Source organism: Flavobacterium gillisiae, from assembly GCF_900107635.1.
Taxonomy (GTDB): domain Bacteria; phylum Bacteroidota; class Bacteroidia; order Flavobacteriales; family Flavobacteriaceae; genus Flavobacterium; species Flavobacterium gillisiae.
This window is the reverse complement of record NZ_FNRD01000003.1, coordinates 48,778-69,798: the sequence shown is the minus strand read 5'-3', so window position 1 is coordinate 69,798 and position 21,021 is coordinate 48,778. Positions and strand designations below refer to the sequence as shown.

At 33.7% G+C, this 21,021-nt stretch carries 16 protein-coding genes; 8 read left to right on the top strand and 8 right to left on the bottom strand.

The features are described from left to right. Window positions 1–85: 85 nt before the first annotated feature. The 4 genes from BLV35_RS05515 to BLV35_RS05500 all read right to left on the bottom strand — a co-directional run bounded on the left by BLV35_RS05515 (window position 86) and on the right by BLV35_RS05500 (window position 4,758). On the bottom strand, window positions 86–391 hold the full coding sequence (locus BLV35_RS05515; RefSeq protein ID WP_091086003.1) for a hypothetical protein: 306 nt from the start codon (window positions 389–391) through the stop codon (window positions 86–88). A gap of 363 nt (window positions 392–754) precedes the next feature. Further along, window positions 755–3,280, bottom strand: coding sequence for a TonB-dependent receptor plug domain-containing protein (locus BLV35_RS05510; RefSeq protein ID WP_091086001.1), 2,526 nt, complete (start codon window positions 3,278–3,280; stop codon window positions 755–757). After that, window positions 3,273–4,181, bottom strand: coding sequence for a FecR family protein (locus BLV35_RS05505; RefSeq protein ID WP_091085999.1), 909 nt, complete (start codon window positions 4,179–4,181; stop codon window positions 3,273–3,275). Before BLV35_RS05505 ends, BLV35_RS05510 begins: the two co-directional genes overlap by 8 nt. Window positions 4,182–4,242: 61 nt before the next feature. Beyond that, window positions 4,243–4,758 (bottom strand): RNA polymerase sigma factor, encoded by a 516-nt coding sequence (locus BLV35_RS05500; protein WP_091085998.1) that lies wholly within the window; start codon window positions 4,756–4,758, stop codon window positions 4,243–4,245. Between the two features lie 248 nt (window positions 4,759–5,006). Here BLV35_RS05500 and BLV35_RS05495 point away from each other — a divergent pair, with 248 nt between their 5' ends. The 4 genes from BLV35_RS05495 to BLV35_RS05480 all read left to right on the top strand — a co-directional run bounded on the left by BLV35_RS05495 (window position 5,007) and on the right by BLV35_RS05480 (window position 9,198). After that, window positions 5,007–6,050, top strand: coding sequence for a hypothetical protein (locus tag BLV35_RS05495; RefSeq protein WP_091085996.1), 1,044 nt, complete (start codon window positions 5,007–5,009; stop codon window positions 6,048–6,050). Window positions 6,051–6,148: 98 nt separating this feature from the next. Further along, the gene (locus BLV35_RS05490; RefSeq protein ID WP_091085994.1) at window positions 6,149–6,925 is read left to right on the top strand and encodes a zinc metalloprotease; all 777 of its coding nucleotides are present in this window, start codon (window positions 6,149–6,151) and stop codon (window positions 6,923–6,925) included. A 23-nt stretch (window positions 6,926–6,948) separates the two neighbouring features. Next, window positions 6,949–7,527, top strand: a complete 579-nt coding sequence (locus tag BLV35_RS05485; protein WP_091085992.1) for a porin family protein — start codon at window positions 6,949–6,951, stop codon at window positions 7,525–7,527. 183 nt (window positions 7,528–7,710) lie between these two features. Then, on the top strand, window positions 7,711–9,198 hold the full coding sequence (locus tag BLV35_RS05480) for an aminotransferase class V-fold PLP-dependent enzyme (RefSeq protein ID WP_091085990.1): 1,488 nt from the start codon (window positions 7,711–7,713) through the stop codon (window positions 9,196–9,198). A gap of 78 nt (window positions 9,199–9,276) precedes the next feature. Here the strand turns inward: BLV35_RS05480 and BLV35_RS05475 are convergent, their stop codons facing one another. Then, window positions 9,277–10,842 (bottom strand): protein adenylyltransferase SelO, encoded by a 1,566-nt coding sequence (locus tag BLV35_RS05475; RefSeq protein WP_091086701.1) that lies wholly within the window; start codon window positions 10,840–10,842, stop codon window positions 9,277–9,279. A 78-nt stretch (window positions 10,843–10,920) separates the two neighbouring features. Then, window positions 10,921–11,790: a lysophospholipid acyltransferase family protein gene (locus BLV35_RS05470; RefSeq protein WP_091085986.1), complete on the bottom strand. Its 870-nt coding sequence runs from the start codon at window positions 11,788–11,790 to the stop codon at window positions 10,921–10,923. A 115-nt stretch (window positions 11,791–11,905) separates the two neighbouring features. Here BLV35_RS05470 and BLV35_RS05465 point away from each other — a divergent pair, with 115 nt between their 5' ends. Next, window positions 11,906–12,544 carry a rhomboid family intramembrane serine protease gene (locus BLV35_RS05465; protein ID WP_091085983.1) on the top strand — a complete coding sequence of 213 codons (639 nt, stop codon included), beginning with the start codon at window positions 11,906–11,908 and terminating at the stop codon, window positions 12,542–12,544. A gap of 53 nt (window positions 12,545–12,597) precedes the next feature. Then, a complete protein-coding gene (locus BLV35_RS05460) occupies window positions 12,598–13,290 on the top strand; it encodes an SIMPL domain-containing protein (RefSeq protein WP_091085982.1) in 693 nt (230 codons plus the stop codon). Between the two features lie 394 nt (window positions 13,291–13,684). On the opposite strand, the gene BLV35_RS19255 is transcribed toward BLV35_RS05460, so the two are convergent. Further along, a complete protein-coding gene (locus tag BLV35_RS19255; RefSeq protein WP_176980581.1) occupies window positions 13,685–13,834 on the bottom strand; it encodes a hypothetical protein in 150 nt (49 codons plus the stop codon). Window positions 13,835–14,474: 640 nt separating this feature from the next. Here BLV35_RS19255 and BLV35_RS05455 point away from each other — a divergent pair. Continuing rightward, the gene (locus BLV35_RS05455) at window positions 14,475–18,113 is read left to right on the top strand and encodes a sensor histidine kinase (protein WP_091085973.1); all 3,639 of its coding nucleotides are present in this window, start codon (window positions 14,475–14,477) and stop codon (window positions 18,111–18,113) included. A 459-nt stretch (window positions 18,114–18,572) separates the two neighbouring features. On the opposite strand, the gene BLV35_RS05450 is transcribed toward BLV35_RS05455, so the two are convergent. Beyond that, window positions 18,573–19,337, bottom strand: coding sequence for a response regulator transcription factor (locus tag BLV35_RS05450; protein WP_091085971.1), 765 nt, complete (start codon window positions 19,335–19,337; stop codon window positions 18,573–18,575). Between the two features lie 520 nt (window positions 19,338–19,857). Between BLV35_RS05450 and BLV35_RS05445 the strand changes: the two genes are divergently transcribed. Continuing rightward, window positions 19,858–20,940 (top strand): ATP-binding response regulator, encoded by a 1,083-nt coding sequence (locus BLV35_RS05445; RefSeq protein WP_091085967.1) that lies wholly within the window; start codon window positions 19,858–19,860, stop codon window positions 20,938–20,940. The last annotated feature ends 81 nt before the right edge of the window (window positions 20,941–21,021 follow it).

Sequence of the window (21,021 nt, the reverse complement as noted above, 5' to 3'; positions counted from 1 at the left end):
CTTTCATAGTTGAATTTGAAAGGGGTTTGTATTAAAGATGGATGAGCTGTGTTGTGGTTATACATCCAATGGTATTTTATGCTATTTACATAATAGGTTTCTTATTTTCATTATACTCATAGTGCAACGGGAAAATAGATGGCTTAGGTTCTTTTACCCCATGTTTTTGAAGAACTGGCATTAATGCAGATCCAAATTCATTAAACTTGTCAGCACTTTCCCAAACATCAACTATTTTTACTCCTTTGTCTGTCGGAGCTCCTGCATGGTGAATTAATCCTTTTGGATGTTCATATCCTGCTTTGCGAAGATCCTGCCATATTTGATCGTATTCCTTTACTGACATTCCAGGAAAGTCAAATTCTACCATAACTCTTTTCTTGTTTTCCATTTTGTAGTTTATTATTCCTCTACTCGTTTGGCTTTTCGAATGCGCCCCGTTTTTAAAGTGGGTTCTGGTCTCCACACAGAAATAATTATATAGATAAAATTATGAATTAAAAATTATAACTATCTGAAAATAAAGTTAATATAATATATGGTTATGGTTTTTATAATTTAAATTTGATACTTAATTATATAGTATAAGTGTAAACGAGAGCTGTTAATTTGAATGAGTAAGTAGTACAATAGACTTTTTGAAATAGAGTAATTGTATTTAATTGACCAATTAAAACGGCAACAATAGCAAATCCGCTCCCAAATTATATTTGAAATGGGGACTAATTATAAATTGGTGATGATTTATCTGAGTCTAAAAATTTACTCTAAAGCTTACATTAGGAGTCATACCCAGTGATTTATTGTTTACGGCAATAGTATTACTGTTGTCGTTCGGATCTACTTTGTAATAGCGATTTATGACATTGTCTTCATTAGTAATATTGATTATCCCGCCGCGAAGGGTTGCTTTTATTGCAGGACTGAAATTGAAGTTGTAACTGAAAGAAGCATCTAATCGCATAAAGTCATCTAGATTCTCGCTGTTAGGTGCATCATAATTGACCAAGGTATTGTTGCCGTTTTGTACAGTTTCGTTGCCTTCAACCGGGCGCGTATACGGTTGTCCATTTCTCCAAATTCCTCCCACTGAAATTTTCAGATTGTCCAGAATATCATAATTAAATCCAAGCGAAGCAGAATGCCTAATATCAACATTATTAGGAAAGGTTGAAGGAGTAAAGGAATCAAACTCATAGTCGTTCGTGCTATAGGTATAACTAATCCAGGTACTGTATCGCCTCGCCGTTTTATTGGCTAAAAATTCCACTCCTTTTGCCGTGTAACTGCCGTGCGCATTTTTATATTGAAAGTTATTATAAAATCCTTGATTAGAAGCTGTAATACCATCTACTATTTTGTAAAATCCTGTCAACTCAATATTCAATTTGTTTTGTTTGAATTCTATTCCAAAAGAACTCTGCTTGCTTGTTGCGATAGGAATGTCTTCGTTGTTGACCAATACCCAGCGTCTTTTTTCAACACCTAGAAAATCGTCTTCAAAATCGATGATTTGAGTTGCGGTCTGATTTTTAAATTCGCCTTCTAATTTTAGAGCAAACTGCTTCGATACTTGTTGGCGTATATTGATACGAGGCTCTACTAGTAATTTGTCAAATTTTTTAAAATAATTTAAACGTGCTCCCAGTCTTAAATAGGTGTTGTTTTTATTGTACTCTGCTTCCGCAAAGACGGCATGATTGAGTAATACGTCTTTTTTAGTGCTAGAATAGGAGGGAGCACTCACGGTAGTTTGGTTGAGCATTCCGGTTTCGTTCACCTGATACCCTAATAATAAACTAAGACTAGAGTTTGCTTTATAATATGCATTCAGCTTGGTTCCGGTCTCAAGTACTTCATTAGCTTCGGTCAAAAGCTGGTCTGTTGGTACGCGATAATCGGTAGCGTCAATATTGTATCTGGAAAAGTAAGTGACTAGTTCTGTACTAAAGACATCCGTCCATTGCCCTTTCCAACTTCCTCCGTATCCAATGTTCTTTTGCGAAAGCTGACTGACCTTTGATTCACTTTGATCGGCATTAGAATATTCAGCATAATTCAAGGCATTATTGATTCCGATTATATTGGCTCTAAAGCTATGCTTGTCGTTTAAGTCAAATAGTAATTTAGCAGTGAAATCATAAAAATAAAAATCAGAAGTGGTATTTTTATCTGCAGTGTCTGCATTAATTTCTGTGTCTTGAAAACTTCTCTGGTAATAGTTAGTAAAAGTGGGGGTATTAATTAAATCAGTTACAGAACGACGAGCGGAGATATCCAACTCGAGATTTTTCGCCAGAGGAATTTCTACAAAGGCATCGGCGCTAATTAGATTGACACCGGCGCCACCTGAAATTGTAGTTCCTATGTGATCGTTTGTACTCATGTTGATGGTACTCGAAACCCCGTCACTATAAGCAGCGCTGGTTCCGTTTTTACTTACCGTGACTTTATTAGTTACATTAGGATTGTAAGCCGAAATCAAACCGAAAAAGTGCCCAGAATGGTACATTTTTATATTGTCCCAAAGCATTAAATTCTGATCATTAGTTCCGCCACGTACATTGATATTAGCAATACTTTCATTCGTGCTTTCCACTCCTGGCAAAGCTTGTATCGACTGTAATACATCAGGATCTACCAGTCCGGGAAGAATACCAAACTTTTTAGTGTTTAAAACCGTGCTTCCGTCTATATATTTCTGTAATCCAGGTGTTAGGTAAACATTTATCAACACTTGATTGAGTTCTTCCTTGGAAGGTTTCAGTACTATTTTTCTGCAATTATTTTCAGCCGAAAACAATTCGTTCGCAGTAAACTGTCTGGATTCGTAGCCAATGTACGAAATGGTAATTTTGGCGTCAAGTGCTACATTGTCCAAAGTAAAAGCACCGTTTTTTGCTGTAATGGTTCCATTTGAGCTGTTATCAATACGTACAGATGCTCCCGGTAAAGAAGTCTGTGAATCCAGATCGCTCACGATGCCGCATACTGGGAATGTTTTGTTTAATACAGAAACTGTTACATATCGATTGTCTAGCGCTTTAAAGTTCAAAAGTACTTTTGAGTTGAGGTACGCTATAGTTTGCTCAAGGGTTAGTTCTATAGCTGGTTTTTCTATAGCTATAGAGGCCACATCTTCAACCGCATAGGAGAATTTTACATTGAATTGCTGCTCAATAGTACCTATAATCGCTGTTAAGGCGGTTGTATTGGTTGCTGTTTGTGCCTGACCAATTGTGCTTATGCACAACAATAAATAAAGGATCCATTTATTCATAGTTATAGAATACGATAGTTTTGCCTTCAATTTTGTAACTTAATTTTAAAGGAATAGTCACTGCTTCCAGAGCAATTTTTTGGTTGGTATGAGTAAAACTTCCGGTAAATAGCTTAGAAGTATCAACATCATCCACTTTAATTTTAATATCGTACTGGCGCTCTAATTCTGCTATTACTTGATTTAATGGAATCTGTGAGAAACTCGATTCCTGCTGCATCCAAGATGGGTTTTCAATATTTAAATCATCGACGGCTTCAATTTGCTTATTGATAACTCTAAATGTTTTTCCAGGAGGTAATTTAACGGTTTCATTGTTATAGGTTACACTTACTAATCCTTCGTAGCAAGTTACTTCATAGTAATTGTTGCGTTGTTTTACATTAAAATGTGTTCCCAATACTTTTACAACACCATCTGTAGTTTGTACGCTGAAGGTTTCTCCTTTTTGCACTTGAAAATAGGCTTCACCATCAAGGGTTAAATCGCGGTTATTTTCCCATTTCTTTTCATTGAATGTTATTTTTGAAGAGGCATTCAATAGCACTTCGGAGTTATCAGGTAGTCGGAATGTTTTTGTTTGAGCGATTCCAGTTTCGTAGGATTGGGTGTTGTTAAAAAACAGAAAATAGGAAGAAGTAAATAGTACCACTAATGCCGCCGCCACCTTAAAGAAGCTTTTGAAATTTAGCGTTCGTACTTTTGTTTCTTTTTTCGAAAGGGATCTGGTTTTGAAAGCCCCCAAAGCCGCTTGCGCATCTACCTTTGGAGTTTCTAGATGTGAAGCATAATGTGCTATTTTTTCAAGCGTCTCAAAACCTTCAGATTGTTTTAAATCATCGATTTCTTTGCTTGAAAGTTCGCCGTTAAGCCATTTTATTATTTCGTTTTCGTTTTTCATTTTTCAACTCTATATGTATAAGACAACTTGAATTCGATTTACCCTACTATAAATCAAATAATTATATGTTTTCTATTTGTGCTTTCAAAATTTTAAGCGCTGCAGACATTCTTTTCTCTACTGCTTTCTGCGAAATATCCAGTAATTCAGCTATTTCTCGGTATTTTTTCCCGTCAATGCGATTCATTAAAAAGACTTCGCGCTGTGCTTCACTTAAAGAGGCAATTGCATTCTGCAGTTTTACTTTGAATTCTTCTTCTTCGAGTAGATATTCTGGACTTTGATTTGTAGTGTCTAAATTAGGCGTCTCTTTGGCGAAAGCCATAACGACCTTATTGTGTTTTATAGTATTCAGAAACAAATTATTTACCGTGGTCAGCAAATAGGTTTTGACTTTGCTAAAATCAATCTGGGAGCAATTCTCCCAAATTTTGGCAAATGCATCTTGAACAAGGTCTAACGCAGCATCACTGTCACCACATTTATAGTAGGCGAAATTAGTGGCTGATTGTACGTTCTTTATATAAAAGTCGCTAAAATGTTGCTCCTCACAAAGGTTTTTATCTCCGTTATTCATTTATAGTAGGTTGGTTGTATGGGTTGTAAATGTAAATTATTTTTTAAACAACGGGACATGAGGATTAAACTGAAATTTTTTTTCGTCTTTTTAAGGGTTGTAAAATATTGATTTAAAGCTGCTTATATATTTTTTTATTTTTTTATTAAAAAAGGGGGTAGGGTAAAAATAATGTTGGTTGTCTTACTAACAGAAAGGCGAATCAATCATCGCTGTATAACATTAGAAAAACCTTAAATTTGTAAATTATGAAAAGATTAAAAAGTATTACTGGAATTGCATTGATGGCTATATTTGGTTTAACATCATGCCAAAGTGAAGTAGATGAAGTACAAGGAGAGAATCCAAATACAAATGCTGCTAATTCAACAACTGCAAGCAACCTGAAACGTACTTCTATGTATGATGGTTCATTTGATGATTTTATAGATGGAGCTTCTTGTTCTTCTATTATATTGCCCGCTACGGCAAAAGTAAATGGGATTCAGATTTCTCTTTTTAGCCAACTGGATTACCAACAAGTGATTTCTATTTTAGGTCAGTTTAATAATGATCAGGATTCAGTGGTATTACAATTTCCATTGCGTGTTAAAACAAGTAACTATACAGAGGTTACAGTGAACAACCAAACAGAATACAATGCAATTTTGAATGCATGTAGTTCAGCCGAAAGTTCAGGTCAAGGTGCAATTAATTCTTTAAATATTAACTTTCCTATTACAATTTTAACTTATAATGTGAGTTTACAACAAACGGGAAGTGTTGTTATCACATCCGAACAACAATTGTTTACGTATATGAGTAATGTAAGCAGTACTGAATTGTTTGCAGTTAAATACCCAATAACGGTTAAACTTATTGATGATACACAATCAACAGTTAATAGCGATGCTGAATTGCAATCAAATATTAATGCTTCTGTTACAACGAAAGCAACGATAACGCAAGCAGAGCAGAATTCGAAAAAACTAGAAGCGATTTTAGTTAACGGTACGTTTAAAGTACAATCGTTTATTACTGCTGGTGTAGATTCAGCAAACAATTATAAAGATACTACGGTAGACTTTGCGAACGATTGGAAAGTGAAAGCGGTCACTGCTTTAACAACTACTGCTACAGGGACTTATGCAGTAAGTTCAGAGTTAGATGTTTTTCTGAAATTGAATTTCACAGGAAGTACTTCTTTTAGCTTATTGAATAATACATGGAAAGTAGCAAGTGTCACTACATCGACAATAACGCTACAAAGTAAAACAAATGCTGCCGTAACCTTAGTGTTGACGCAAATATAATTAAAGCGATTAGCTTAAAAATATTGGATTAGTTTAAAACAGCAACCGGAAATGGTTGCTGTTTTTTAAAAAAAAAGGATTCATAAAAAAAGAATAAAATGAAAAAAAGAATTGCATTAGTAACGATGGCCTTTGCCTTATTAGTTTCTTGTTCAAAAGAAGATAGTTCGTCTACTACTTCTGTAGAAGGATTCTCAATCAGTAATAATAAAAAAGCAACAGGAAGTTCATCCCATGATTTATTATCTGGGGATACTTATAAAAGCATGGTAATCGAATTGGTTTATGTCCAAGGATACGAACCATCAGCGACAGCAATTAGTAATTTCACTTCTTTTTTGAATGCCAGAACTAATAAGTCAGGGGGAATAACAGTTGTAAAGAGAGCAATTGCGTCACCGGGGAAAGCCACTTTTACAAATCAAGAAATTGTCGCTATCGAAGATGCCAATAGAACGAAGTACAACACGGCAGATCAGATCGCGGTTTGGGCTCTTTTTATAGATGGAGCTTCTGCTTCTGACTCAGGAAACAGCTATGTTTTAGGAACGGCTTATAGAAATACGTCCTTTGTAATTTATGAGAAGACGATTCAGAGTTTAAGCGATAGTCCTTTTGAACCTAATAGAGCTTTATTTGAAACAACAATAATAACTCATGAGTTTGGTCATATCCTTGGACTTACTAATCTAGGAACACCTTTGCAAAGCAACCATGAAGATACTGCACACGAAAAACATTGTAATGTAGAAAGTTGTTTAATGTATTGGTCTGCAGAATCAGGAAGTGGAGTTGCCAATATGGTTTCAGGAGGTTCAGCCCCGAAACTAGACGCCCAATGTTTAGCAGATCTTAAAGCAAACGGAGGGAAATAAAAGAATAATATAAATAAAAAATTATGAAAACGATATATAGTACACTAGCTTTATTAGTAGGTATCGCTACATCAAACGCACAGGATACAGCGACGCACCAGTCAAATGCAGGAATAAAAGGAGGGTATAATTTAGCTGCCGTAAGTTTTGACGGTGATGGAGAAACTGGACAACGCCATGGGTTTCACATCGGGGTTTATGGAGAGTCCTTTATCAGCGAAAGCTTTTCTATCCAACCCGAATTGTTGTATTCTCAACAAGGGTATGAAATTAAAGATGCGAATGGAACATTTACTCAAAAACTGAATTATATCAATTTACCGATAATGTTAAAAGCTTATCCGTCTAAAAACTTCTTCCTAGAGGCAGGACCACAAATAGGATTAGCTATTTCTCATAAGGAAGAATACGATGGATTGTTTAGTAGTTCTCAAGAATATGATCCTAATAACTTTGACTGGGGAATGAATTTTGGAGGAGGTTTTAAAACTAATTCCGGAATCAGTTTAGGAGTGCGTTACCACTTAGGTCTTGGAGATTTGTATGATGAAGGAAAAGCACAAAACCGAGTTTGGCAATTTTCAGTGGGATTTGATTTGTAAGTCATGACATTTTAATATTTAGATAAACCCTTTCAGAGTAGTACTTTGAAAGGGTTTTGTTTGTTTCGAATAAGTGATTATTTAGAAACAGTTTTTTCTAAATTTCATTCGTACGAATGACAGTCGATCTCAATTGCAGATTCCCTAAAATTCAATTATCTTTACAACCAAATAATGATTAGAATGACAACCAAAGAGAATCCAACCCAATTAGAACAGTATTTCCAACAATTTCGCAAGAATATCATCGGAATCGATCAAGACTTCAAATCTCCGTACGGACAACAACAAATTATCTATACAGACTGGACAGCCAGTGGTCGTTTATACCGTCCGATTGAGGAAAAATTGATGAATGAATTTGGGCCTTTTGTTGCCAATACACATACGGAGACTACGGTGTCCGGTACTGCAATGACTAAAGCGTACCACCATTCTAGAAGCATTATAAAAAAGCATGTTAATGCAAATAGTGACGATGTTCTCATTACAGACGGAACGGGTATGACTGGGGTAGTCAATAAATTTCAACGTATTCTGGGATTGAAAGTGCCGGAGAACTTAAAAGATTTTATAAATGTACCTGCAGATAAAAGACCAGTTGTGTTTATTTCGCATATGGAGCACCATTCAAATCAAACTTCTTGGTTAGAAACAATTGCTGATGTTGAGGTAATTCCTTCTACGGAGGACGGACTATTAAGTATTGAAAACTTAGAAATACTATTAGATAAATACAAAGACCGAAGTTTTAAAATTGCATCAATAACTTCTTGTTCTAATGTAACGGGAATAAGAACGCCTTATCATGAGGTGGCAAAAATAATGCATCAACATCACGGACTTTGTTTCGTTGATTTTGCTTGTTCGGGACCTTATGTAGAAATAGACATGCATCCTGAAGATTCAGAAAGCTATTTGGACGCTATTTTCTTTTCTCCACATAAATTTCTTGGCGGACCTGGAACCTGTGGTGTTTTAGTCTTTAATAAAAAATTATATCAAAATTTAGTTCCTGATAATCCCGGAGGAGGAACAGTTTCTTGGACTAATCCTTGGGGCGGACATAAGTACATCGATAATATCGAAGATAGAGAAGACGGGGGAACTCCTGGTTTTCTACAAGTCATTAAAACTGCACTGGTTATTCAGTTAAAAGAGCAGATGGGAATTGATAATATCCTAAAAAGAGAACATGAAATTGTAGACTATATCTTCTCAGAACTAGGAGCTGTTTCTAATATTAAAATTTTGGCGGCACAGCATCAAGATCGATTGGGCGTAATCTCATTCTATGTTGATGATTTACATTTTAATTTGGGTGTGAAATTACTGAATGATAAATTCGGAATACAAACTCGCGGTGGATGCAGTTGCGCTGGTACTTACGGACATTTTTTATTGCACGTAGATCAGGAAACGTCTCATAAATTGATTGACGAAATTACCTTAGGGGATTTAATCAGAAAACCGGGTTGGATCAGAATGTCTATTCATCCTACAACAACAAATGTCGAAATTGAATTGGTATGCAACAGCATTAAGGCTTTGGCCGAAAACCATAAAACATGGGCCTTGGATTATACCTACAATAGAGATACAAATGAGTTTGTCCACAAGGACGCACAGCCGTTAGAAGATGAATTGGTTAAAAGCTGGTTTTCACTATAACCAATAGAAATCTATTTTTATATAAAAAAGCCCTTTAAGAGATACTTAAAGGGCTTTTTAGTTGGCATTAATTCATTTTTAAGAACTGCAGGATAGCATCGAACTTCCTATTTTTTCTCTTGCCCAATCTGGTCTTTTAGCAAACCATTTTTGGTATTTGTCTTGTTCTTGATACGGATTTTTTAGTAAAAGGTGTAGTTCTTCAATTAGTGAGTAATCCTCTTTTTCTGCCGCTTCAATAGCTAATTGCGACATATAATTTCGCAATACGTACTTAGGATTCACTTGATCCATTACTACTTTACGATCTACATCTGATATCGATTCCTGTTGCAGTCTATTTAAATATTGGGTAAACCAATACATCCAAGCATCGTACGTTTTGTCTACAACTTCTTCTATTTTGTAAAAGGATTCCTTTATCAATTCAAAAGCTTCTTCAACAGAATCTTCTTTCTTGATTTGGCCTAATTTTCTGAAGAAAATGGTCATATCCGTTTCCGTGAGTTGTAGATTTTCTGTAAGGATATGAATAAGTTGGTTGTCCTCTTCTTCTATAGTGGACAGTCCTAATTTATTTCGCATCATATTTATATATTCCTCCTCATATTGCGATTGAAAGGCCTCTAATATGGCTTCTAAGGGAGCTGCTTCTTGAATCAAAGGATACAAAGCGTTGGCTAGCTGATATAAATTCCAAAGCGCTATTTCGGCTTGGTTGCCAAAACGATACCTGCGATGTTCACGATCTGTTGTATTTGGAGTCCAATTGGGGTTGTAATCTTCTAACCAACCATAAGGTCCGTAATCGATAGTAAGTCCTAAAATAGACATGTTATCCGTATTCATTACGCCGTGTACAAAACCAACGCGCTGCCAATGCACAATCATTTCACGAGTCTTGTTAGCAACTGCTTGTAGAAGGGCGACATAATTGGCTGCCGTGTTTCCTTTAATTTCGGAAAAATGATATTTAATCGTAAAATCAGCGATTGCTTTTAATGTTATCAGATCTTTTTGAGAAGAGAACAGTTCGAAATTTCCAAAACGCATAAACGAAGGCGCTACTCTGCAAACTACTGCGCCTTTTTCATAGGCGGGGTTTCCATCATACATAACGTCACGCAATACCTGATCTCCAGTAAGCATCAAGGATAACGATCGAGTAGTGGGTACACCAAGGTGAAACATGGCTTCGCTACACAAATGCTCTCGTATGGAAGAACGCAATACAGCCAAACCATCGGCTCTACGGGAATAAGGCGTCATGCCAGCTCCTTTTAATTGTAAGGTATAAACTTGTTCCTTATTTTCTACTTCGGCAAGAATAATGGCTCTACCATCTCCTAATTGCCCAGCCCAATTACCAAACTGATGTCCGGCATAGCTCATGGAATAGGGACGGGAACCTGGTAGCAGTTCTTTTCCTGAAAATACGTTTGTGAATTCAGAAGATTGCGCGTCTTCATTAGAAATGCCAAGCATTGCTGCCACTTCTTCTGAAAAATGGATTAATTGGGGATTCGACGGTATTTGGGGTGTCACATAGGAAAAACAAGCATTTTTTACCTGACGCGTAACATTAGTTTGGTCAGGATCTGCGGGTAATTCTGTGCTAAATCTATTGTTGATTTTCAACTTCATTTTGTTTTGCATAATGTCAAAATTAGTCAAATATATTTGGATCGACAGTTAATTAAAACTAAAATTATAACGGGCTACTTAGCGTTTGTGCTTCCATCTTTTATGAGTCCAGAAATAATATTCGGGTGCTTCATGGATTTGTTTTTCAACTTCCTGAATAAAAGCATCGGTAATTTCAAAATCAGGAACCGACTTTGGATTGTCGCTAATAGGAATTAGTGTGCATTCATAATAGCCTCTTCCTACTTTTTTTACTTTAGCAAAAATGACATTAAGGTCATATTTTTTGGCCAGCATTTCGGCACCAGTATGTACTGGAACTTCAACACCCATAAAGGATTTCCAATGAAAAATACGATCTGCTTTTGGGGATTGATCGCTGGCTAAACCATATATAGAAAGGATTCCATCTTTTTGATTATGGGAGATATAAGGAATTGTTTTACTGGTAGTAACGAGTTCAGTATTGTATTTTGATCGAATATCTCTTACTAGTTTGTCAAAATAATTATTGCTTAATTTTTTATAAACCCCTACACCTTGATAACTTACTTTTTGATTAAGTGCAAGTAACCACTCCCAACTTGCATAGTGGGAAGCTAAAAGCATTATGCTTTTTTCTTTTTGTTCGTATTCTTTTAGCAACTCGATATTTGTGATTACAAATCTTCTGTTCATTTCCTCTGATGATATGGTCATGGTTTTTACCATTTCCATAAACATATCACATAAATGATGGTATGATTTTTTTTCGATTGCCAATCTTTCTTTATCGCTAAGATGAGGTAGCGCCAAAGCAATGTTTGCTCTAACCACTTTTTTGCGATAACCGATAATATAATACACTAAAAAATAGACTCCATCAGACAACCAATAAAAAATTCGAAAGGGAAGGATGGAAATAATCCAAAGAAAAGGGTAGGCTATGATGAAAACGAGAAATTGCATGCAGTATTTTTTCTTGCAAAGATAGGCCAAAAATGAATATCCAGATATATTTTGATGAGGTACTAATAGGGTGTTTGAGAATTAGTACATTTGTAATTCACAATAAATAGACTTTATGAATATCATTTTAATAGCAATAATTGTTGTAACTGTACTTATTAGTTTCAAAGGTTTTGATGACCAATCCTTTTTTAGAAAATACGAATTCCACATGGGAAGTGTTCGTGCTGGTGAGCAAATCAGACTGATATCCTCTGGCTTTCTTCATGCTGATATTTCGCATTTGGCATTTAATATGATTACACTTTACTTTTTTGCTCCGGTGGTGATTGGTCATCTGGGGAGTTTGTCGTTTGTGATCATTTATTTTGGAAGTTTAATTTTCGGAAGCTTATTGACCATCGTATTTCATAAAGACGATTACAATTATAGAGCAATAGGAGCTTCTGGTGCGGTTACTGGTGTTTTGTATTCGGCGATATTATTGCAGCCGGACATGATGTTAGGAATCTTTTTTATAATTCCGATGCCGGCTTATCTTTTTGGAATCCTTTATTTGCTGTATTCTATTTACGGAATGAGAGCTAAGAACGATAACATAGGACATACGGCGCATTTTGGAGGCGCGATTGGGGGCTATTTGATTACTTTGATATCTAATCCACATTTAGTAGTTGATCATACTTTTATGGTAGTGTTACTTACTATCCCTATAATTATTCTTTTTGTGATGGCAAAAATGGGAAAATTATAGTGGCACAACTTTTGAAAGATTAATACTTCATAAATTAATTTAAATAGTTCAAGATGAAAAAAGCACTAGTAGTATTGTCCATGATGTTTATGACTATGTCATATGCGCAAGAAATCAAGCAAGTTCCTCAAATCAGTGTTGCAGGAGAAGGAAAAGTAAAAGTTGTTCCAGATCAGGCAACTATTTCTGCTACGGTAGAAACAAAAGGGAATGTTGCTAAGGATGTAAAAAAGCAAAATGACCAACAAATGGAAGCGGTATTGAAAGTCATTAAAAAAATGAATCTTTCTCCTGCTGATTATAGAACCCAACGTGTTTCATTAAATCCGGTCTATGATTATGAAAAAAAGAAAACGAGTTATAACGCCACGCAAACTGTTGAAATTCTATTAAGAGATTTATCGCAATATGATGAGTTAATGGAAGGATTGGTGAATCAGGGAATCAATAGAATTGATAATGTGATTTTTCAGTCTTCAAAATTAGCGCAATATCAATCAGAGGCAAGAAAATTAGCGATGAAGGACGCAAAACTCAAAGCAGAAGACTATGTGTCTGTTTTAGGGCAAAAAGTAGGTAAAGCGATGACTATATCAGATAATTCACAAATTTATCAACCACAGCCTGTTTATGCAAGAATGAAGACTATGGCAATGGACGAGAGTGCTACAACAACAAGAGAAACGCTGGCGGAAGGTGAAATCACAATAACGGCAAACGTAAGCGTGAGTTTTATATTAGAATAAAATTAGTTGCTAAAGTTTCAGATGGCTCCGTTCTTTTTATTAAGAAACGGAGCTTTTTTTATTTTCCAAATTCAGTATTGAACTATAGTAATACTTGGATAAAAAAAAACGCTGCAATTTCTTGTAGCGTTTTGTGGGGAGAGTAGGATTCGAACCTAATCGGCTGAACCCTTATCTATGCTGCATTTGTCTAAATTTATAACCCAATGTGCCACGATTTTGCCACAAAACTAAATGAGTTAATTTGATAGCTAAATTATAACATTATCAGTTACTTAACTTGATTTTAATGAACGTAATAATTCATGTTTAATTAAAGTCAAATGTAGCTAAATTTAGAATGAAAGTGTAGCAATTTAATAAAATTATTATAGAACTATTATTGTATTTCTGATTATAATCGACCTCTTTTCTCTATTTGTATAACTGGGGGGGCAGTAATACCTAGCTCACGAGCTAATTCTGATAGGTTATGCCTTTCATAACTCAATTGCACGGCTTTCTCTTTAAAAGCTCGGTCGTAAATCTTGCGCGTCTGTTTCATAAATTAAAAATAAGTCTTTTATTCTTAACTCAATCTGCGGGCTAAGTTAGCATGTCCAGAGCAAATCAATTTTAGTAAGCAACAGTTAGTGTTTTATCTGTTAAATAAAAGTTGTGAGTCTTCAATGCAATATTTTAAGGTTTGTCGTACTATGAATTTACTGGACTTACGCATTGTTTAATTTAAATATCTTGCAGACACAGCTTATAACGATTAATCTCCTACAAAAAAATCTCAAATAATTCTAATAAATTTGAACAAGCTGTGCAGCAAGACTTTCCTTAAATCATAAACCAAATTTAGATGTCGAAGTTGAACATAGCTAATTTGTAACTTATAAATTAAAAAAAAAAGCGAATAATTTTTTTAAATAATAATTATAATTAAATTTTGAGGGGTGAAAAACGAAGTTGAGTTTGAATACAATAACAAATAGATTTTGAAAATTAGTATTTCTATAATTATTCACTAAAAGAAAACCAAAAAATAATTTATATTAGACGAAAAGAGTGATTAATGAACTATATTTTCGGTAAATTAAATTAGCGTTTTTTTATTGTATGAAATAGGCGTTAATTTGCAAGTAAACATTGTCCGTCAGAGCAATATACTATTTACTCAAACAATAAAATTAATTTAAATGAAGACTGCATTTTCTAATATAAGTAATATGGCGAGTGCTATTGATCTAAATTCATTAAAATTAAATGATGATTTAGAAAGGATGTTATTATTTGTGTCAGAAATATGCAATGTTGAATATGCATTTATTACGCTGGCAGAGACCGAAGGGCATTCCATTAAATCTAAAATAGGTTTAGAAGGTTTATCAAATCCAAGCAATATTCTTGGTTTTAAAGAACTTATAGTAGGTAAAGAAGATTTAATAGTTTCAGATTTCAAAAAAGATTCAAAATTTCAATTAAGTGACTCTAGTGACTCTAGTGACTCTAGTGACTCTAGTGACTCTTTTGACTTTTTTGCTGGATTTCTTATAAACATTCCAGACAGTTTAATTGCAGGAACGCTCTGCATTTTAAATAAAAGGCCTAAAGAACTTTCTTCAATTGAATTAAAAACACTAAAACAGACTGTCGCTCAAATCGAGTCCCTCTTAGAGCTGCACCTTGAAAATAAAAGTTTACAAGATACTGTTTATCAAGATGAAAATAAATTCCATTTGTTTATAAAAAACTCTATGGAGATTTTTTACCTAATGGATTTGAACGGAAATGTCACTTACGTATCCCAAAACTGGACTAATTTGCTTGGTCACTCTAATGAAGAAATTTTAGGAAGAAATTTTACCGAATATATCCATCCGGATGATGTTGATTCTTGTTTGGTGTATTTAGGTAATATTCCACAAAAAACAATTGGTAAAAAGGAGCATTCCTATAGAATTAGGAACAAGGATGGCCATTATGTTTGGTTCTCTTGTAAAATAGGATTGTTAGAAAATAAAAAAGGAACGTACTATATTGGTGCGTCACGAGAAATAACTGAATATATAGAAGGTCAAAACAAGCTTATACTACAAAAAGAATTTTACGAAAAAATTCTAAATGGACTCCCTACTGGTGTAGCAGTAATTGACAGTGATTTTAGGTATATGTATTTAAATCCTACGGCTATTAAAAACGATGAGCTTCGACAATTTATTATTGGAAAAAATGACCTTGAATATGCCAAAAGAACGAATCGTGACGAGACATTTGCAATTGAACGAACAGATAAATACGAGAAAGCGATACTAAAAAAGAAAACTATTATATGGGAAGAGGAGTTCTGTGATACAAGTGATCAAATGTACTATCACAAGCGAATAATTACTCCTTTGTTTCGCAATGATGGAACACTTGATATGTTAATTGGTTTTGGATTAGATATCACGGAAAGCAAAAATGCTCAAATAGAAGTACTTAAAAGTAAACAGCTAACCAGTAATATTATCAAGAATGCAGGAGTTGGGATTTTAGTTCAGGGACCACAATCAGAAATATTGGAAAACAATGACTCTGCTTGTCAAATGTTGGGCCTTACACAGGATCAATTGCTTGGTAAAACTTCCTTTGACGAACAGTGGAATGTAATACACTTGGATGGGAGTAGTTTTAAAGCTGAGGATCATCCCGTTCCGCGGGCTATTAAAGAATTAAAGCCATTGAATAATATTGTCATGGGAGTTCATCGTCCTGTGACAAATGATTTGGTTTGGTTGTTGGTGAATGCTATACCTGTATTTGGAGATGATGATGAACTAATTTATGTAATATGTTCTTTTAGTGATATAACTACACAAAAAACAGCAGAAGATGCCTTAAAAATAAGTACCGAAAGGTTTGAGTATGCCAGAAAAGCTACATCCGATCTTATGTGGGATTGGGATATTGAAACTGGTGAGGTATTTATAGGAGGACGAGGCCCTTCTCAATTTGGATACAAATTTGAGAATAATATGCTTAAGATTTCAGATAGTATAAACTTAGTGCATCCTGACGATAGAGATTATTGCTATAAAAGCATTGAAAAGTCCTTTGAAAAAGGAGAGAGTTCATGGTCTGATGAGTACCGTTATTTAAAATCTGATGGAACTTATGCATACGTTAAAGATAGAGCGGTAATTATTAGGAATGCTTACGGTAAAGCCATTCGTATGGTAGGTGCTATGCAAGATATCACTTATGAAAAAAAGCTAAAGGACGAACTAACTCAGAGTGAAGAACAGTTTAAAGGAGCTTTTGAATATTCTAGTATTGGAATGGCTATTGTTGATTTTATAAGCTTTAAATGGTGTTTGGTAAACTCTAAATTGGTTGAAATTTTAGGGTACTCCAGGGAAGAATTAAATAAAATGACATTTGTAGATGTTACACACCCTGATGATAAAGCGGAAGATTTAGTTAATTTAGTGCTAATGAGCAATGGATACATTTCTAACTATGCTAGAGAAAAAAGATATATTCATAAGAATGGATCTATAGTGTGGGGTCAATTATCTGTTTCACTGGTAAAAGATAATCTAGGACAATCAATCCATTTTGTTTCCCAGATCGTCGACATCACCTTAAAAAAGAGAGTGGAAGAAGAAAATAAATTGTTAATAGAGGAAAATAACAAAAAGAAGACTGTACAGCTGAATGAAGCGAAAGGCATGTATCGTCTTTTAGCAGATAATATGGTTGATTTAGTTTGTTTACATAGTTTGGACGCCAAATTGAAATACGTTTCACCATCTGTTAATGGAATATTTGGCTATTTCCCCGAAGACTTAGTTGGATTGTCCCCTATAGATTTTGTGCATCCTGAAGATTTGAAAACCCTGCAAAAAAAGATTTTAGGTTTTATAGCTAGAAAGAAAGAGATGGTCGTTCAGGTGCGATTTAGAAATAAAAAAGGGAAGTATATTTGGTGTGAAGTTAAAGTTAAGTTCGTTAAAGAGAATGGGGAGCCAGCCAGTTTTCATACTTCTACCAGAGATATTACACAAGAAAAAAAAGCAAAATTCGCTGTTAAAAAAGCTTTTAATAAAGAGCGGCAATTGAACGAATTGAGGACTAACTTGGTTTCTACTATTTCTCATGAATTCAGGACTCCTATGAGTACTATACGAGCAAGTGCGGACTTAATCCTAATGTATTTAAAGGATCAAATTATAGAAAATTTTCCGCTTTTGCAAAATAGAATTGATATTATTAAAGGAGAAATTGACCGTATTATTGACTTGATGAACACCGTGCTAGTTATTTCTAAAAATGATTTAGGAAAAACTAATTTCGTCCCTGTTAATTTTGATTTAAAGCAAATTTGTCTGAAAGTTATTGGACTAGATGATTTTGATCACAAAGAAGGAAGAAAAATAAAAATGGTATCTAAAGGGGATGCTTTTCCTGTTTTTGCTGATAAGAAATTAATGGAATATATTTTAATTAACTTATTAGCTAATGGTTTTAAATATTCTAAAGGTTGTGGAGATGTTATTCTTAACCTTTTTACGACGCAGGACGTGGTTGTTGTCGAGGTTATAGATTTTGGTATTGGTATTCCTGAAGAGGACCAAAAGAAATTGTTTAATACTTTTTATCGAGCAAGTAATACAAATGGAATTTCAGGTACAGGTTTAGGACTTTATATTGTTAAAACATTTACTGAAATGAATTCAGGTTCGATTGAATTAGAAAGTAAGTTAGGAGAAGGGACTAAAGTAACATTACAATTTCCAATACCAAAAACAATAGGTCTTTCTCTAGTAGATGATAAAACAGTTGTGGTAATTTAGGATTAAGTTTCTTGTTTTACTTATCACTATTTAATAAATTTTATAAAAAAGGGTTTTGAAAAGAGTTTTAATTTTTGGGGGCCTAATTGAATAGAGATAAACTCTATTTGCACCACTTAGATTATTTGCTCCTAAAGTAGTACAGATGGATAACCGATTTTATTAACTAAAAAAATCATCAGGAAAAACTAGCACTTATTGTATGTTACATAATGATGCCGAAAAAGGATGGACATGCTTTTCTTAAACATAATCTTCTTTGAGATATAAAAAATAAAGAGTTGTTGCTTTCAAATAAATAATTATTCCGTATATTTTGAGTCCAAACAACGTTACGGTGGACTCAAAATAGCCTAAGCGTATACTTACTTAGGAACTAAAGGATCTAGAGTTACAGTAGCTAAATATTAGAATCAACTGGGTTTAAGAAGTAGATTCGCTAAAAAGTTAAATATTTTTTTAATCCTTTACTTTAATAGATTTTATATAGTCTGTAGCTGACATACCAACATATGATTTGAAACTTGTAGAAAAATAAGAGAAGGAATTAAAACCTGTTTCATTAACCAGATGCTGAATGTTTGTTTCACCCAGATTAATAAGTTTAATTGCATAATCCAGGTTAAACTCTCTTCTATATTGACTTGTGTTTTTATTAGTATGTTTTCTTATTTTTTTGTCTAATGTTGATTTACTTATCAAAAGTTTTGTTGCTAATCCATTAGCATCAATTTTTGACTTCAAATTTTGTGATAGAATTTCATTTAGGGAGGTGATAAAATCTGTCTCAGACAATTTTATAGTAACTTTTGAAAATGGATCTGGGGTTAATTTTTTTATGATTTTTTGTTGGAAATCTAATAAATTCCTAACTTTATAAATCAATTCTTTCGTCTCAAAAGGTTTTGTTATATAGTCATTTATACCGTTTTTTAGTAGGCTGTATTTAATCACTTCATCTAGGTTAGCTGTAATTATAATGAAAGGGATAGTATTATGCTTTGTTTGTTTACGAATTTCCAATAATACCTCTTCTCCATTCATATGAGGCATCATAAAATCACTTATAATAATGGCACAAGTATTTTTTTTTAAATAAATTAGTGCTTCAGGTCCACTTTTTAGCCAATCTACATCAAAATCACTCATTCGGAATATCTCTACAATAGATCCGCCTAAGTTTAAATCATCTTCAATTAAAAGTATTTTTTTTTTAAATTTCATAGTGTGAAGTTAAACTTTTCTATTTAAAAATATAGGTATTTATTTTTAATAATACTGCACGATTTGTATCAATGGTTTCTAAAAAAAATACTTTTGTATAATAATTATAATAATAAATTTAATCTTTATTTAAAATGGGTGTGTGAGCATAATACAAATCAAGTAGTTCAAATAATTACTGGGTAAGTACAAAATAATAGAAACTGCTAAGAATATCGGCCCTTATAATTGTTGCTAGTTTGTTAGAAATTACTATAGCACTAACCAATTTGATTTAAATATTCTTATTATAGTCATTAGTCTGTTTTAATAGTAATCTATCTCAATACTAAGGTTACATAGTAGATAGTAATTATTAAACGCGATATATCAATTTATTTATTCTTCTTTAAAGGGTAAAGACTGTCAGAATTAAATGTTTTGAATTATGTGTAGCTACGATAAAACGTAGTACGGAATTTTAAATAGGGTAAAAATAATAAAGAAGATCACAAAACTTAAATAAGGTAGACCTTTGCTTATGGCCAAAAATAAAATACTTCTAGTTGATGATGAGTTAACTCTTAGAGAGACAATACATGAACTTCTTCTTATTGAAAATTATGATGTTATTACTGCAGGCAATGGACAAGAAGCACTGGATTTACTAGATAATTGGACACCAGATTTGGTGATATGTGACATCATGATGCCTGTAATGGATGGCTACGTGTTTCATGAAAGAGTAAAAGAAATCAAGTCTTTGTCAGCTATTCCGTTTGTTTTTTTAACCGCAAAAACGGAAGCGAATTTAATGCGTACATGCTTGCTCAGCGGGGCAGATGATTTCTTGTGTAAGCCTTTTGATGTCAGTGAATTAATGGGCACCATAAAAACGAAGTTAGACAGATTTAAAAAAATAAAAACCGTTTGTAATAATTTATACATTGGTGAAAAAAAATACTTATTGCATGAAGTTAATACATCACTTAATGGTATACTAGGAAGTATTAACCTATTAATTGAAAATCGAGATAATTTGAAAAAAAAGAAAGTTCATGAATTTCAGGATAATATTAAGATATCTGGAGATCGCTTAAATAGAACAATGCAAAATTTATTTCTCTATCAAAATTTTATTGACAATGAACTTGAATTTCCAGACAACTCGCGAACTAATATATTAAATTCATTTTCTAGTGTGAAGGAGGAGGTTCAAGCTATGTATCAAGATTCGGAAGAAAGGATCGTTTTTAAAATAAAAGAGTCGAATATTAAAATAAGTCAAAAATATTTGGATTTTATTCTTTTTGAATTGATTGACAATGCACTAAAATTTTCTGGTGATCAAGCTATAAGTATTGTAGGTGAGCTATTCAATGATACTTATTACAGTTTAGTGATAAAAGATGCTGGGATTGGATTAAGGCAGGAAGAGTTGAAAAGAATAGATGCAGGTCAACAGTTTAATCGTGAAAAAAGAGAGCAACAAGGATTAGGTTTAGGGCTTTTTCTTAGTAAGGCGATTCTAAAAAAGTCGGAAGGTGTTTTTACTATTGTTTCAGAAGAAAATGTAGGTACAGAAATTTCCTTGTTTTTTCCTTTGCAAGATGAAGTGATTTAATATCATTGCAATTTAATTTTTTGTACCGTTTTGTCATCACCGTAAATTCACTAATTTCAAAAGTATTTATTTGTGAACTTA